General features: G+C 42.5%; 13 protein-coding genes and 2 riboswitches. Of the genes, 9 read left to right on the plus strand and 4 right to left on the minus strand.

What is annotated here, in order from left to right; all coding sequences use genetic code 11:
• Positions 1-3: 3 nt before the first annotated feature.
• The 5 genes from EPB74_RS10750 (at position 4) to EPB74_RS10770 (ending at position 5,963) form a co-directional block, all read left to right on the plus strand.
• Positions 4-927, plus strand: coding sequence for a hypothetical protein (locus tag EPB74_RS10750; RefSeq protein WP_274904143.1), 924 nt, complete (start codon positions 4-6; stop codon positions 925-927).
• A 36-nt stretch (positions 928-963) separates the two neighbouring features.
• The gene (locus tag EPB74_RS10755) at positions 964-1,422 is read left to right on the plus strand and encodes a DIP1984 family protein (RefSeq protein WP_274904144.1); all 459 of its coding nucleotides are present in this window, start codon (positions 964-966) and stop codon (positions 1,420-1,422) included.
• 538 nt (positions 1,423-1,960) lie between these two features.
• Positions 1,961-3,064: an RNA 3'-terminal phosphate cyclase gene (gene rtcA, locus EPB74_RS10760; protein WP_274904145.1), complete on the plus strand. Its 1,104-nt coding sequence runs from the start codon at positions 1,961-1,963 to the stop codon at positions 3,062-3,064.
• Between the two features lie 215 nt (positions 3,065-3,279).
• The gene (locus EPB74_RS10765) at positions 3,280-5,082 is read left to right on the plus strand and encodes an FMN-binding glutamate synthase family protein (RefSeq protein WP_274904146.1); all 1,803 of its coding nucleotides are present in this window, start codon (positions 3,280-3,282) and stop codon (positions 5,080-5,082) included.
• A gap of 110 nt (positions 5,083-5,192) precedes the next feature.
• Entirely contained in the window at positions 5,193-5,963 is a 771-nt protein-coding gene (locus tag EPB74_RS10770) for a phosphodiester glycosidase family protein (RefSeq protein WP_342462773.1), read from the plus strand.
• Between the two features lie 77 nt (positions 5,964-6,040).
• Here the strand turns inward: EPB74_RS10770 and EPB74_RS10775 are convergent, their stop codons facing one another.
• From EPB74_RS10775 to EPB74_RS10790, 4 genes are all read right to left on the minus strand, one after another.
• A complete protein-coding gene (locus tag EPB74_RS10775; protein WP_274904148.1) occupies positions 6,041-7,264 on the minus strand; it encodes a vWA domain-containing protein in 1,224 nt (407 codons plus the stop codon).
• Positions 7,265-7,389: 125 nt separating this feature from the next.
• A complete protein-coding gene (locus EPB74_RS10780) occupies positions 7,390-8,253 on the minus strand; it encodes an AAA family ATPase (protein ID WP_079691327.1) in 864 nt (287 codons plus the stop codon).
• A 300-nt stretch (positions 8,254-8,553) separates the two neighbouring features.
• Positions 8,554-9,159 (minus strand): hypothetical protein, encoded by a 606-nt coding sequence (locus EPB74_RS10785; protein ID WP_274904149.1) that lies wholly within the window; start codon positions 9,157-9,159, stop codon positions 8,554-8,556.
• Between the two features lie 237 nt (positions 9,160-9,396).
• Entirely contained in the window at positions 9,397-9,717 is a 321-nt protein-coding gene (locus EPB74_RS10790) for a YcgL domain-containing protein (protein ID WP_274904150.1), read from the minus strand.
• A 237-nt stretch (positions 9,718-9,954) separates the two neighbouring features.
• Positions 9,955-10,092: riboswitch (glycine riboswitch) on the plus strand.
• A gap of 56 nt (positions 10,093-10,148) precedes the next feature.
• Positions 10,149-10,286: riboswitch (glycine riboswitch) on the plus strand.
• 170 nt (positions 10,287-10,456) lie between these two features.
• On the opposite strand from EPB74_RS10790, the gene gcvT reads away from it, so the two are divergent.
• From gcvT to gcvP, 4 genes are all read left to right on the plus strand, one after another.
• Positions 10,457-11,644, plus strand: a complete 1,188-nt coding sequence (gcvT, locus tag EPB74_RS10795; RefSeq protein WP_274904151.1) for a glycine cleavage system aminomethyltransferase GcvT — start codon at positions 10,457-10,459, stop codon at positions 11,642-11,644.
• 69 nt (positions 11,645-11,713) lie between these two features.
• Positions 11,714-12,094, plus strand: coding sequence for a glycine cleavage system protein GcvH (gene gcvH, locus EPB74_RS10800; RefSeq protein WP_274904152.1), 381 nt, complete (start codon positions 11,714-11,716; stop codon positions 12,092-12,094).
• 328 nt (positions 12,095-12,422) lie between these two features.
• Positions 12,423-13,181, plus strand: a complete 759-nt coding sequence (locus tag EPB74_RS10805; protein ID WP_274904153.1) for a nitroreductase family protein — start codon at positions 12,423-12,425, stop codon at positions 13,179-13,181.
• A gap of 78 nt (positions 13,182-13,259) precedes the next feature.
• The gene (gcvP, locus tag EPB74_RS10810; protein ID WP_274904154.1) at positions 13,260-16,160 is read left to right on the plus strand and encodes an aminomethyl-transferring glycine dehydrogenase; all 2,901 of its coding nucleotides are present in this window, start codon (positions 13,260-13,262) and stop codon (positions 16,158-16,160) included.
• The last annotated feature ends 48 nt before the right edge of the window (positions 16,161-16,208 follow it).

Here is a 16,208-nt window from a genome sequence, read left to right on the forward strand (position 1 = left end):
AAAATGAACTTAGATAATGTAAAAATACCCAGCCCAATGTTTGGATTAATTGAATACCTTAATGACTACCATGAAGATAAAATTCAAAATACTAACCTAGAATTCTTGATTAAAAATTTAACAACACATTTTTATAAGCTTATTTATTCAATAACTAATTTAAGTGAAATTCAAAGTGATAAAGATTTATTTAAGAAATACAACTCATCTGGCATTGTCTTAGCTCAGCCTACTGAGTATTGTTTTTATAAGATAAGTACCATACGTGACATTGCCTATCAAATTGCTGATAAATTAATAGATTTTTCTAGCGAAAGAAATACATATAACTTAGAAAACCCAAAGAAAGAAATGACTAGATATTCATTTCTTTCTTATAAATTTGAAAAGTACAATAATACTCAATCTACACAAATTTCAATAGATTGGTTTAAAAACATAAATAAAATCAGAAATAAAATAGTTCATGGAGGTATTAATATAATGCCTTTTTACCTTGAAGATAAAGAATTAGCTTGCTTCCAAGCATACGACAAGAACTTAGAAGCCATCATTCCTATAGACTACTATTACAGCAATAGGTATAACAATAACATTAATTATACAGATAATTTTTTTGGGCTATATGCTCATGCACTTTATTCATACTTGACTGAGTTTTTTAGTTTTGTGATATCAGAATTATCATGCCCAGAAAGACCTTACAATCATAGCGATGGTGTGATTTTTCTAGACTATGAGGTTCCATACAAGTGGTGGTACATAGGAGGAGAAGACTTTGAACAGTTAAAAAAGATTACTAGAAAAATTATTCTACTCAAAAAAAGTGACGGTTACTCCATGAATCAATTCGAAATAGATGACCCTAACTTAAAAGCTATTTGTCTTAAGAACTCTTTCAGATTAATCAGTGACGCTGAATTTTGATTAGCTTAAAAACATCAAAAAATAAGAGAGAATCCTATGAAACTCGCAGAAGCCCTACTTATCCGCAGCGATATGCAAAAGAAGCTTGCCCAGCTCAAAGGTCGTATTAGCAGCAACGTCAAAGTCCAAGACGGCGATACGCCAAGCGAAGATCCTAATGCGCTGATGATCGATGCCAGCCAAATTATTAGCGAATTATTCGCATTGATCGAACGTATTCACCGTACCAATGCCATTGCTAAGACGGATAAAGGTCAATCGATGCTGACACTACTGGTTGAGCGTGATACCTTAGAGATGCGCCATAAGTTATTGATTGAGGCAATTGAAGCCACTGATACTGAGGCAGATCGCTATAGCCATCGTGAGATTAAATGGAATATCATAGTCTCGGTCGCAGGATTACAAAAGCAAGCCGATGACATCGCTATGAAACTACGCAAAATTAACATTGTTATTCAAGCCAATAACTGGCAGATTGATTTGGTTGAATGATTTGCTTAAATAACAATGTTAAACCACATATTTTAGAATTTTCTACGTGCTGAATATAAGCGCATAGACGACCAGTTTGGAACCGACTGAGCGAGTGTCAGACCCCTTACTTCCACAACAGGGGGTTGAAAACATACTGTAGTGGCCGCTACGCGTTGCGGGCAGACGCTTTTTTTACACCTCATGCCCCGTACACGTCACTGCTCACATAGCACTATTTAGACCTTACCACCAGACACTGACAGTCGGTTTCAATTTATTTAGTTAATCGGAATACTTTTGAAAATTCTATTTATGAGCAAGGAGTAACAACTGTCTGGGAGACAGTTGTCCGCAGCGCAAGACGGAAGGCTGTGCCTGTAGATATTTTCCTTGCAAGCCTTGAGGAGGAATAAGCGAAGCCTGCTTTGCCCAACGCATTTATTTTTATGGCTCTCTAACATTTCTATTTTTATAAAATCTATTCAACTATCCTTACGCGATGAGTGTCATCAAAAAAACGCTAAAAACATCCCAAAAAATAAAAAAGTCTAACATCATGCCAATATCAAAAACCAAACCTCTAAAAATCGATGGCAGCACTGGCGAAGGCGGTGGACAAATTATCCGTACCGCATTGTCTTTATCTATGCTAACTGGCATTCCAATTGAGATAGTTAATATTCGGGCTGGACGTGCTAAACCTGGATTGATGCGTCAACATTTAATGTGCGTGCAAGCGTCACATGCGATATCAGATGCTAGCGTGTCAGGCGCGAATTTAGCTAGTACAGCATTTAGCTTTACGCCAAATATGATTAACTCAGGCGATTATGCTTTTGATATCGGCTCGGCTGGTAGTACCAGTCTCGTACTGCAAACTGTACTCCCTGCCCTGCTGTTTGCTAATACCGATAGCAAAGCTGCTTCAACCGTAACGATTAAAGGCGGCACTCACAATCCAATGGCGCCAACCATAGACTTTTTACAACATGCGTTTATTCCTGCGCTTACTAAGCTGGGTATGCAAGTAGATATTGAATGTCTGCAAGCAGGTTTTGCGCCCGTTGGTGGTGGCACCATTAAGACAACGATAACGCCGTTTTTGCGCCGTGCTGACTCGTCACCGTTTAAACTAACGGAACGCAGTGAGCTTATAAGCATGGAGTTGGTCGCTAGTAATCTAAATTTAGAGTACGACATTTGCCAACGTGAACTTGCCAGCGCGAAAGCGCTATTGGTTGAATCTGGAATCGACGAAACACTTATTACCACAAGATGTAATAAACTAATTGGTATTGGAGAAGGCAATACTTGCTACGCGAAAGTAACTCATAAAATTGCTGCAACCCACAATCATGAACAAAATCACCAAGAGATGTTTACTTTGCTCGGAGAAAAGTGCACTTCGGCTGAAAAGATAGGCAATCGCTTAGCAGGACTGGTGAAGCGTTACTTGTTTAAAACCGATGCATTAGTCGACGAGTATCTAACCGATCAGTTGCTGCTTCCTTTAGCTTTATCCGGCGGCGGTGAGTTTACCGCGCGCGTCATCAGTCAGCATACCGAGACTCAAGCTTGGTTAATAGAACAGTTCTTACCGGTTAAAATTACCTTTGACATTATTGATAACGATAGAACAATAGTCAAGATTATGACTTAAAACGAGTGGGCTGCAGAAATCGAGTTAGCACACTGTTACCCAATTACACCGATGCAGTGATATCATAAGCGTATAATGTGCGCGTTAATTATAAGTTAAGATAAAGCTAGCTTACTTCCAAACCATCTGTATCGATGATTAGGGTATGCTACTTTTATCTCTTACTAGTAATTAGCGCGTTTTTTAACTTTCATGTCTTATTGTTGAGCGTTGCTATGCCCCAATCTCGTACCAATCTAAATCCCAAACCTGACCATAACTCTCCTTATTTGACCGGTGTATTGCTGCGCTATAGCACCTTTGGCGCTGCTATATTACTGTTCTTAGCGGGCGTACTATTATTTAATTGGTGGCTGATTGTGATTGGCGGTATTGGGGTCGCTATAGGTATTTATGATTTGCTGCAATCAAAGCACTCTATATTAAGCAACTACCCGATCGCAGGGCATATCCGCTATGTACTGGAGGATTTTCGTCCTGAGATTCGTCAGTACTTGCTAGAAGATGATAAAGAACAAGTACCGTTTTCGCGTCAGCAGCGCGCCTTGGTCTATCAACGTGCCAAAAATGTCAGCGATACTAATGCTTTTGGTACGCTTGATAATTTATATGCTCATGGCAAAGAGTGGTTTTTACAATCAGCAATTAGCGAACCGTTAAAAAATAAAGATTTTCGTATTATTGTTGGCGGCGAGCGTTGTCAGCAGCCGCATGATATGTCAGTGTTCAATATCTCAGCGATGAGCTTTGGCAGTTTATCAGCCAATGCCATTATGGCGCTCAATCAAGGCGCAAAGATGGGCGGCTTTACCCATGATACCGGTGAAGGCGCAATCAGTCCTTATCATCGTAAGTTCGGTGGCGACTTGATTTGGGAGCTGGGCACGGGTTATTTTGGTTGCCGCGATGACCATGGCAATTTTGACCCGCAATCCTTTGCCGAAAAGGCTATCGATCCACAAGTGAAAATGATAGAAATAAAACTATCACAAGGTGCGAAACCCGGGCAAGGTGGTGTGCTACCCGCAGAAAAAATTACCCAAGAAATTGCTGATACCCGCCAAGTACCGATGGGGCAAGATTGTGTATCGCCCTCTTCGCATTCGGCTTTTAGTAACCCACGTGAGCTGGTTGCTTTTTGGCAACAACTACGTGAATTATCAGAAGGTAAACCCGTTGGCTTTAAGCTTTGTATTGGTCAGCCGTGGCAATTTATGGCGATTGTTAAAGCCATGATTGAAGCCGACAACTATCCTGACTTTATCGTTATTGATGGTGCTGAAGGCGGTACAGGTGCAGCGCCCGTTGAGTTTATGGATAACGTCGGCATGCCGATGGTCGATGGCTTTTTATTAGTACACAATACCTTAGTCGGTGCCGGTATCCGTGACAAAATTAAGCTTGGCGTCAGCGGTAAAATCGTCTCCGGCTTCGATATTGCACGTCTGATTGCATTGGGCGCAGACTGGTGTAACTCAGCACGTGGCTTTATGTTTGCCGTAGGTTGTATTCAATCGCGCTCATGTCATACCAATACTTGCCCGACAGGCGTTGCAACGCAAGATCCTTATCGTCAAAAGGCACTCGATGTGCCCAGCAAAGCGGATCGTGTCGCAAGCTTCCATAAGAACACGCTTAAATCACTTGCCAGCATCGTAGGTGCAGTTGGTCTGCAACATCCAAGTCAATTGCAGCCTTATCATATTGCTCGCCGTTTGGATGACGGGCAGATCAAGCTGCTGTCTAAATTCTTCTATTTTACCGATAAGGGCGCGCTGCTCAATAATAGCGCGCGCGCGGACGTGTTTAATCAAATGTGGGTGATGGCAAATGCTGATAGCTTCTTAGCCAATAACGATGCCTTAATTGCTTATAATCAAGACTCGCGTGATAAAGGTAAAGAAACCAGTGCGACAACAGATCAGGGTCTTGGGAGTTTTGTGAATATCACTGGCGGTGGGCGGTTAATCGGTAACGTTAATAACACTTTTCGCGACTTTCCACCTACAAGCGACTAAATACTATTAAGTAGTTAAAACAGACAAACTCTGTCCACATGATAAAAGATACGTCATTGATGCCAAGCTCCATTTTTACTAGACCTCACACCATACTGGCAACAGCACTTATGGCATTTAGTATAAGTGCTTGCCAGCCAACGGGCACCCATAGCACTGCCCCTGATACGACTAACTGGTCGTGTCAGTCGCAGAAATTGCCGTTTGCTTATAGTGTTTGTCACGTTAAATCTGAGGTATTAGCTGGCGAACGTTATTCACTACAGCTGTTTTGGCAGCAAGCCAATAGTACTCAGCCGTTACTGTCTTTTGATAACTTATTAACGACTTTGCCAGCAGAACAAACACTGAATTTTGCCATGAACGCTGGCATGTACAACGAGAACTACGCGCCCATCGGCTATACCGTTATCAAAGGTAAAGAGATTCGTGCGTTAAACCTTAAAGAAGGTGGTGGCAACTTTCACTTATTGCCTAATGGTGTGATGTGGTGGGATAAGACTGGCGCAGTGCAAATCACCGAAAGCAACACCTTAGATGAGCAGCTAACAAGTGGTCAAGCCCAACCTTGGTATGCCACTCAATCGGGCCCTATGCTGGTTATTAATAATGAGATTCATCCGCAATTTAACCCTCATAGCACATCAATCAAGCTTCGTAACGGCGCAGGCGTTTGCAGTGATGGCAGCATACGGTTTGTTAATAGCGATGAGCCTGTGACATTTTATCAATTTGCAGCGCTGTTCAAAGACGATCTAAAGTGTCCAAATGCGCTGTTTTTGGATGGCGGTATCGCTTCAGCGTTGTATGCGCCCAGCATCGATAAACACGATAAAAAAGAGATGGGTGTTATCATTGGGCTCATTGAAACTGAGAAGTAGCCGTTATCAATCATAACGGCTACTTCTTATTAAGTGATTTATTACTGAAATGAGCCAAATAATGCTCAAAACCGTTACTACCGTGCCATATAGTTGGTCATCTCTTCGACTCCATGCAACGTCATCGGATACATTTTATTATCGAATAACTTTTTAATCTCAACGATGGTTTGGGTATATTGCCAATAGGCTGGGTTTTCAGGATTGAGCCAAGCCACTTTATCAAAATGTGCTAATACCCTTTTTAACCAGACAATACCTGCTTCATTATTCATATACTCCACACTGCCGCCGACCGTCATCAGCTCATAAGGCGACATCGACGCATCACCAACGAATATGACACGATACTCTCGTCCATATTTATTAAGCAGCTCAAAGGTTGGCATCGGTGCGCTATGGCGACGGTCATTGTCTTTCCACACATAATCATACAAACAATTATGAAAATAAAAGAACTCTAAGGTCTTAAACTCATTTTTGGCTGCAGAAAATAGCTTTTCTAACGCTTCGACATGGATATCCATACTACCGCCGACATCGAACAGCATCAGCACCTTGACGCGGTTACGGCGCTCAGCCTGCATATGAATATCAAGCACGCCTTTCTTGGCAGTGCGTTTAATGGTTTCATGAATATCAAGCTCATCAGCGCTACCTGTACGCGCAAACTGGCGCAGATTGCGCAATGCCATCTGAATTTGACGGGTACCAAGCTGACTGTCGTCATCAAGGTTGCGGTATTTACGCTGCTCCCAAACTTTGGCTGCGCTGCGTTTACGCGATTCGCCACCAACGCGCACGCCTTCTGGATGATCGCCATAAGCACCAAATGGCGATGTGCCACCTGTGCCGACCCACTTGCTACCACCCTGATGACGCTCTTTTTGCTCCTTGAGGCGTTCTTCTAATGCTTTCATCAACTCTTCAAGTGAGCCGTACTTTTTAAGCAATCGACGCTGCTCATCAGTCAGGTTTTTTGGGTCTAATTTTAAATCTAACCACTCTTTAGGGACGTCAGTCAGCTTAGCCAACAGCTCATCCATATCGAGACTATCAACGCCCTCAAAATAATCTGCCATCGCCCGATCAAATTTATCAAAATGGCGCTCGTCTTTGACCATGCATAGCCGAATCAGCCGGTACATGTCTTCACGGCTGGCAAAGGTAGATAATTTTGCATCTTCAGGATGTGGCTGCATCATCAACCCTTGCTCAAGCGCGGCATTTAGATCAAGCAGCTCACGCGTACTGACAGGCACGCCGTAAGTACGCAAGGTATAGAATAGTTTGATAAACATAAGATATGCATCACTTATTGGCTGATATGGTTACGATTTGGACCTGTGTATGAGCTTGGTCATGTCCATTAAAAGCTCAGATCATGACCTCATTGTAAATAACAATGCTTAACGGCGAATCATACTTAACGACGCATAATATTGGCAAAGCGCTGGAGCAGGCTCACATCAGCTTCGTTTTTAAGCAAAGCACCATATAACGGCGGAATAGATTTTTCACCGCGCAAGTTTTCTTCTAATTCTGCTTGTGCCATATCATCGGCAAGTAATAGCGTTAACCAATCGACCAATTCTGAGGTTGATGGTGGCTTTTTGAGCCCTTGAATATTACGTAGCTTATAAAAGATATCAAGCGCATCATTGACCAGCTTTTCTTGAATATTAGGAAAATGCACTTCAATGATTTGGCGCATGGTTTCTTCTTCTGGGAAATCAATATAATGGAAGAAGCAACGACGTAAAAATGCATCCGGTAGCTCTTTTTCATTGTTTGAAGTGATAATTACTACTGGGCGTTGCTCAGCGGTAATGGTCTCGCCGGTCTCATAAACATAAAAAGACATCTTATCAAGTTCGTGTAGCAGATCATTTGGGAATTCAATGTCCGCTTTATCAATCTCATCAATCAATAGTACGCTACGCTCTTTACTGGTAAAGGCATCCCACAATTTACCCGGCTTAATATAGTTGCCAATTTCATACACCTTATCATCACCCATTTGCGAATCACGCAAACGCGATACAGCATCGTATTCATACAGCCCTTGCTCTGCTTTAGTAGTCGATTTGATATGCCATGTAATCAGTGGCATACCTAAACTTTCGGCAACTTCTTCTGCCAGTAAAGTCTTACCGGTACCCGGCTCACCTTTGATCAGCAATGGCTTTTGTAACGTCATCGCTGCGTTGACTGCCAGCTGTAAATCATCGGTGGCAATATAGCTTTGCGTGCCAGTAAATTTTTTCTTCGTTTTATCCGCTGTGGTCATAATCAAGTCTCAGTTATTGTTATACGTTAAAGAATTTAAGCGTAATAAAAGGGTTATAAGCAATCGATGGATGATAAATAATCATTTAGATTAGCACAGCATTGTTGATTGCCAAAATACTCATGCGTTCGCAGATACTAACAACTCTTACATATTTTTGAATGCGCTCAATTGCTCAAGTTAACCAGCAAAGAGCAAACCATCTCACATAAAAAAAGACACACACGGTGTCTTTTAAGATCATAAGAAAATCATGATGAGGCTAAAGTTAGAAGCAATATATATTAAAAACTAAAAGTATTAAGGCTGGTCAGCATCTTTAGACACTTTTTTAAGCAGCTTATTATCTTTTTTTAGACTAATCTCTGTCTCAGTATTTACTACTGGCACTGACGCGTCAGACTCTGTTGCCATATAGTTGCCGGACGCCAGCTGCATATTAGCTTGAGTATCCTCAGAGGTATGCCGACGGGCTTTGTCTAAGCTTGACTCAAATGCTCCGCGAATGAGCTGCCAAACAAAGCCAACAAACAAGCCCACCACCAGCACGACTAATATGGGTAATAAGTTCGCAATCGCGCCAGCTGTGTCTTTCATCATAATTGCATAGACAACACTGATACTGGCCGGTGCAATCACACTGGGGTCGCCAAGTGCAGTCCCTGGAGCGAGCAAAACGGCAAACAATATCATCCAGCTCATACCACCCAATGGCCGTGGTAATACCCGAGCAACCAGCACCCAAAGTACCAATACGATAATGACACCGCCAAGATACGCATACATCGGTAAGTCTGCTGCCGGCACGTCTTTTACCAACTGCCCCCACCAAATAGCAATCTCACCAAGAATGTCACTAATGGCTTCTAGCGGTAAGCTATGTAAGAGATTTTTTAACCAGTCCATGCGTTTTTATTACCTGCGTTTGTCAATAATGCGGGATATTGATGATAGTAACCATGTTAATCAGTGCCTAGTTTATCACGACTATTCACCAAAATGAATGACACTAAATGTTTCATATATGTCTATCTACTATTTTTAAAAAAGCAAATTAAGAAAGAGAACTAAGAAATAGAATTTAATAAAACGAATTTAAAGCTTTCATTTTGAACCTTCTTAAAGCCTTTTTTAGAGCATTTGCTAATCATAAATATTGTCTTGAGCTTCTCGTGCACGCAACTCTGCTTGGCGGCGCATGACATCTTGTGGTGGCATCTGCACAAAGTATCCTTGCGACTGTAATTTTGCCAATACTTCTGCTTTGTCGACACGAGCAAGGGTTGGCGTGGCTGCCAAATCTAAATGCATGACAAACTTGCTACGACCTAAGCTGGCACGAAAGTCTTTCGGTAGGACACCCAGCCAATCCTTAATCTCGTCGGTATCGTTAGGATAATCAGGACGCGCAACATAGACATACATATCATTATGTTTAGGGAATTTATAAATATCGCAATGCATAAGAACAACCTATCAGAAACTATCGTCATAGGTTAGCATATTTCAAGCAAATATCATTAGTCGCTTTACGTTTTGATATGGTAAATCGCTTTAAAAGCTATGCGCTACCATAGACATAAAAACGCTCACATCCTATAAAGTTTGGCGGATTATCTTGATAAAAAGTGATTTTTGCCAAAATTATTCACTTTAATACCTTTGATGACTTGTAAAAAAGCTGTGAACCTTCCATAATAAAAGCGTTTTTCAGGAGAGAGTCTTTAGCATCAAATTGGTTACGCTCATATCAATGAGCATGAGCTGACAGCCGCTATATGACCACCGAAGGCGCATCCACCCTGCCAATCGCTCAGGTAAAAGGACTGAAAAACACATGTCACAACGGTTTATCTGTATCGCGCTGATAGGCGTATTGCACTCTAAACCTTAGGCATAACAAATCTGGAGAGCGGTAAGGACGGACGACGCCTTACCCACCGAAGGGGAGAAAACGCGACATCATTGGCTTTTAAAAACAGACAATGATGGGTCGTGTTGAAAATCTCAGGTTACAGGACAGATAGGGCTTTTACCTAAACCGACGTTCAGCGTTTGTTTGGTGAATTGCTTTGTATTTTTTCTGTACCAACCTTTGATGTGATATTCGCGCCCTGCGATATTGCTTCTCGCTACTATGATAATGTGCATCAGCTATGATACTTTTCATCGAGTACGACTGATGTACACATAAGGACTTGTTATGACCGCTACTCAAGATATCACTGCTCAAGATAGCAATAGCCAAACCCCTCAGCGCACGCCCCTTTACCAGTCTCACGTTGATAGTGCTGGCAAACTGGTGGATTTTTCTGGCTGGGAATTGCCTATTCATTACGGCTCACAAATCGAAGAACACGAAGCCGTTCGTAGTGATGCCGGTATGTTTGATGTCTCACATATGGTTATTGTTGATGTGAAAGGTAGTGATGCCAAAGCGTGGTTACAAAAGCTGCTCGCTAATGATGTAGATAAACTAAAAACAGTTGGCAAAGCTTTATACTCTCCTATGCTTAATGAGCAAGGCGGCATCATCGATGACTTAATCGTCTACTTATCGAATAGTGAAGAAACGGCATACCGTATCGTCTCAAATGCTGGAACGCGCGATAAAGATATGGCGCATTTTGAAAAAACGGCGAAAGAATTTGATGTTACGTTAACTGAGCGTATAGAGCTTGCTATGCTTGCCATTCAAGGACCCAATGCGGTTGAAAAACTGGCACAAGTTAAACCTAGCTGGGCTGATACTTTAACCGCGATTAAGCCTTTTGTTGGTGCCGACTTAACGGATATCGAAGGCGCAGATTGGTTCGTCGCCCGTACCGGTTATACCGGTGAAGATGGCGTCGAAGTCATCATGCATGGCGATGATGCTCCAGCGTTCTTTGAGCAATTAAAAGCCAATGGCGTTAAACCTGCTGGTCTTGGCGCTCGTGATACCTTGCGTATGGAAGCTGGCATGAATCTTTATGGTCATGACATGGATGAAGGTATCAGCCCTTATGAATCCAATATGGGTTGGACACTTGCGTTAAAAGACGAGCGTGACTTTATTGGTCGTGAGGCACTTGTTAATAAACGCAAACAGTCAAAAGATGACAATACTGCCATGAAGCAAGTTGGCCTATTAATGACCAGCCGTGGCGTATTACGCGAAGGCATGGAAGTGACCATCAATCAAGGCACTGATAAAGAGCAAAAAGGTATCATTACTAGTGGCACCTTCTCCCCTAGCCTCAAAAATTCTATCGCCATCGCCCGTGTTCCTGCTACCCTAGCAGACGATGACAATGTGCAAATTGATCTGCGCGGCAAAGGTAAGTTCGTCGATGTACGCGTCCTTAAGCTACCGTTTGTCCGTAATGGTAAACAGCAGTTTGACTCATAGGCGTCATAAATTTTATTATTAGCTTCTACTATTTTTATTAAGTAACCTCTATCACTTAGGAGAGAGACCATGAGTAACATCCCAGCAGAACTAAAATACATCGCCAGCCACGAGTGGTTACGCTTAGAAGACGACGGTACTATTACTGTTGGCATCACTGACCACGCTCAAGAGCTATTGGGTGATGTGGTATTTGTAGAATTGCCAGACGTGGGTGACATCATCGCGGTTGATGACGAAATCTCAGTGGTTGAATCAGTAAAAGCAGCTTCTGACGTTTATGCGCCTATCTCAGGTGAAGTGGTTGCGATTAACGAAGCACTAGAAGATGATCCAGAGATCATCAACTCTGATCCATACGGTGAAGGTTGGTTCTTTAGAATGAAGCCTGACAATATGGCTGACTACGAAGCATTACTGTCTGCTGATGAGTACGAAAACGAGCTGTAATATTAGCTTTACTTACTCATATAAAAGCGAGGTTTGATTTAAGTCTCAGTTTTATCTAGAAAAAACATAACTCCTTATTATAGATACTAGCGTCAGCTGGTATCTATACTTTTTACTTATTTAAAAGCTTTTACCAATGAAAGATTTTTGCTAATTAAAGGCTCTTGCTATTTAAAAGTGCCTACTCGTTAAAAGCGCTGAATCGGCCAATTTATTACTTCCAATCGCTATCTCGTTTATTCGTATTAATCACTTGTCAGTTTATCTTAAAGATGTGCAATCGATAATGACTCAAGTTGATTACTCAATCCCCAGCATGGATCTTAATATGAACCCCAACACTGATAATAAAGACAGCCTCGCTACGCCTAATCATACACCGCAGCTACAAGCGTTTCGCGACATAGTAGAGTCGCGCCGTTCGGTACGCCGTTTTACGGACACGCCAATACCTGACGATGTATTAGCAGACTGTCTGCGTCTGGCTATGCTAGCGCCGAACTCTAGCAATCTACAGCCATGGGAGTTTTATGTTATCGATGATGCTGATAATCGCAAACGCGCGGTCAAAAACTGCATGAATCAAAATGCGGCAAAAACATCAGCGCGCTTAATCGCTGTCGTTGCTCGTACTGACGTTTGGCATGACCATGCTAAGCAGATTCTACGTGAATATCCTGATACGCCGGTGCCAAAAAAAGTCAAAGACTACTATACCAAAGTCGTTGCCATGGACTTTTTTCGTGGGCCAGCCAATGTAATATCAGCCGCTAAATGGGGTGCAACTCAAGTGGTCAGACGCGTCAAAGGTCCGATCAAATCGCCTTACTATACCTTTGAAGATACCAAAAACTGGGCAACCAACAATACGGCTTTAGCCGCCGAAAACCTAATGTTGGCACTACGAGCGCATGGCTTTGATAGCTGTCCGATGGGCGGCTTCGATGAACCTGCCATGAAGCGCTTGTTAAAGTTAAGCGACGAGCATCATATCGTGATGATGGTTGGGGCTGGCGAGCGTGCGGACAATGGCGTCTACAATACCCAGTTTCGCTTTGAGCAAAATCAATTTGTGCACTACGTATAATTAATCACGCTATTCTTTCTATTATTTATTATAGCAATCTCTGTTACCACCCTTTATCACCCTTTTCCAAGGATTGTCATGACTATTTCTCAAAACCCAACGTTCGATACCTTTAAAGGTTTATTTAACGAAGCTGAATTCGTTTATCGCCATCTTGGCTCTAATGAAACCAAGCAAGCGGATTTACTCAGTGCTGTTGGTTATAAAGATATGGCAAGCTTTATCAATGATACTGTCCCTGAGCCAGTACGCATGCATAAAGCATTAGATTTACCACTTGCCATGAGTGAGCACGCTGCTCTCGCCAAATTACGCAAGATGGCAGACGGTATTACCGTTAATAAAAGCTATATCGGTCAGGGGTATTCGCCTGTGCGCATGCCAGCCGTTATTCAGCGTAACGTGTTAGAAAATCCAGGCTGGTATACCGCTTACACCCCTTATCAAGCTGAAATTGCCCAAGGTCGTCTAGAAGCATTGCTTAACTTCCAACAAGTTTGTATCGATTTGACCGGTCTTGAGCTTGCTGGTGCGTCATTACTTGATGAAGCAACGGCAGCTGCAGAAGCTATGGCCATGTCAAAACGTATGAGCAAAAGCAAATCAAACCAATTCTTTGTTGATGAGCGCATTTATCCACAAACGCTAGACGTTGTTAATACTCGCGCCAAATACTTTGGTTTTGACGTTGTCGTTGGTGATTTTGAACTGGCTAAATCTGGTGATTACTTTGGTGCATTATTCCAATATGTCGGCCAAGAAGGCGATGTTAAAGACTTAACCGACGTTATCGCTGCAGTGAAAAAAAACAAAACCTATACCTCAGTCGTCAGCGACATCATGAGTTTAGTATTGTTAAAATCACCTGCTGATATGGGTGCAGACGTAGCACTTGGTAGCACGCAGCGCTTTGGTATTCCAATGGGCTTTGGTGGTCCACATGCTGCTTACTTTGCCTTCTCTGATAAAGCTAAGCGTTCAGCACCTGGTCGTATCATTGGCGTATCAAAAGACGCTCAAGGCAATACCGCTTTACGTATGGCGCTACAAACTCGTGAGCAACATATCCGCCGCGAAAAAGCCAACTCAAACATCTGCACCTCACAAGTATTACTTGCTAACTTAGCGGGTATGTATGCTGTGTATCATGGTCCAACTGGCGTTAAGCGTATTGCTACCCGTATTCATGCATTTGCTACTGCTTTTGCTGACGTGATTAAAAATGCAAATGGTGACAATAAGTTAAGCGTAGTTCATGACCAATTCTTTGATACCGTGGTGGTTGATTGTGGTTCAGAGCAGCTTGCGACGCAAATCTTTGAAAATGCGGATAATGTTGGCTATAACTTATGGCGTCTTGGCAATAATAAACTGGGCGTTGCTTTTAGTGAAACCAGTGACCAAGAAGACTTTAGCGTCCTAACCCAGTTATTTGTTAGCAAAGCGCATGATTTACCAGAAGCGGCTACTGTGTCATTAGATGCTGCGCATTTACGTACCGATGATATCTTAAGCCATCCAGTATTTAACTCGCATCATACCGAACATGAAATGCTACGTTATTTAAAATCTTTAGAAGATAAAGATTTAGCGATGAACCGTAGTATGATTGCCCTTGGTAGCTGTACCATGAAACTGAATGCGACCAGTGAGATGTTACCGATTACTTGGCCTGAGTTTGCAAACGTGCATCCTTTTGCACCAGTAGATCAAGTCACTGGTTATGTGGCGATGATTGACAGCTTGCAAGAACAACTTAAAGCCATCACAGGTTTTGATGAAATCTCTATGCAGCCAAACTCTGGTGCCTCTGGTGAATATGCCGGTATCCTTGCGATCCGTCGTTATCATGAGTCATTAGGTGAAATGAATCGTGATATCTGCCTGATTCCACAATCTGCACATGGTACGAACCCTGCAACTGCCATCATGATGGGCATGAAAGTGGTCGTGGTCAAAACTGATGACAATGGTAACGTTGATATCGCTGACCTAACCGCTAAATGTGAAGAGCACAGCGACAATCTAGGTGCTTTGATGATTACCTATCCATCAACCCATGGTGTATTTGAAGAAGGTATCCGTGATATTTGTGACCTCATTCATAACCATGGTGGTCAGGTTTATATGGATGGTGCCAACATGAACGCACAGGTTGCTATCATGCAGCCAGCGGAAGTGGGTGCTGATGTATTACACATGAACTTGCACAAAACCTTCTGTATTCCTCATGGCGGCGGTGGTCCAGGTATGGGTCCTATCGGTATGCAAGCGCATTTGGCACCGTTTATTGCCAACCACAAGATTATCCCTGTACATAATGCGCAAAATGATTGCTCAGCAGTATCAGCTGCACCTTATGGTTCAGCGAGCATTTTGCCAATCTCTTGGATGTATATTACCATGATGGGCCGTGATGGCTTGTTAGCAGCGACCAATCTTGCATTGTTAAACGCTAACTATGTTGCTGATCAGCTTAAAGGTGACTACCCTATCTTATATGCTGGCAAAAATGGCCGTGTGGCGCACGAATGTATCATCGATATTCGCCCATTAAAAGACGAAACCGGCATCAGTGAAAGTGATATTGCCAAACGCTTAATGGATTATGGCTTCCACGCCCCAACCATGAGCTTCCCAGTATCAGGCACCTTGATGATTGAGCCTACTGAGTCTGAATCAAAAGAAGAATTGGATCGCTTTATTAATGCACTGAAATCTATCAAAGCTGAAGCGATGAAAGCCAAAGCTGGCGAAGATGGTTGGACGTTAGAAGACAACCCATTAGTCAATGCACCACATACCGCCGCTGTGATTACTGGCAGCGACTGGTCACATCCGTATAGCCGTGATGTAGCCGCATTCCCATTACCTTATGTACGCGAACATAAATTCTGGCCAAGCGTTGGTCGTATTGATGACGCTTACGGTGATAAGAACTTAATGTGCTCTTGCCCAAGTATTGAAAACTACATGTAGTTTCCAATAACAGACTTCTCAGTAAATTGTCTGTTATGAAACTTAAAA

It is taken from the genome of Psychrobacter sp. DAB_AL62B (assembly GCF_028895345.1).
GTDB lineage: Bacteria > Pseudomonadota > Gammaproteobacteria > Pseudomonadales > Moraxellaceae > Psychrobacter.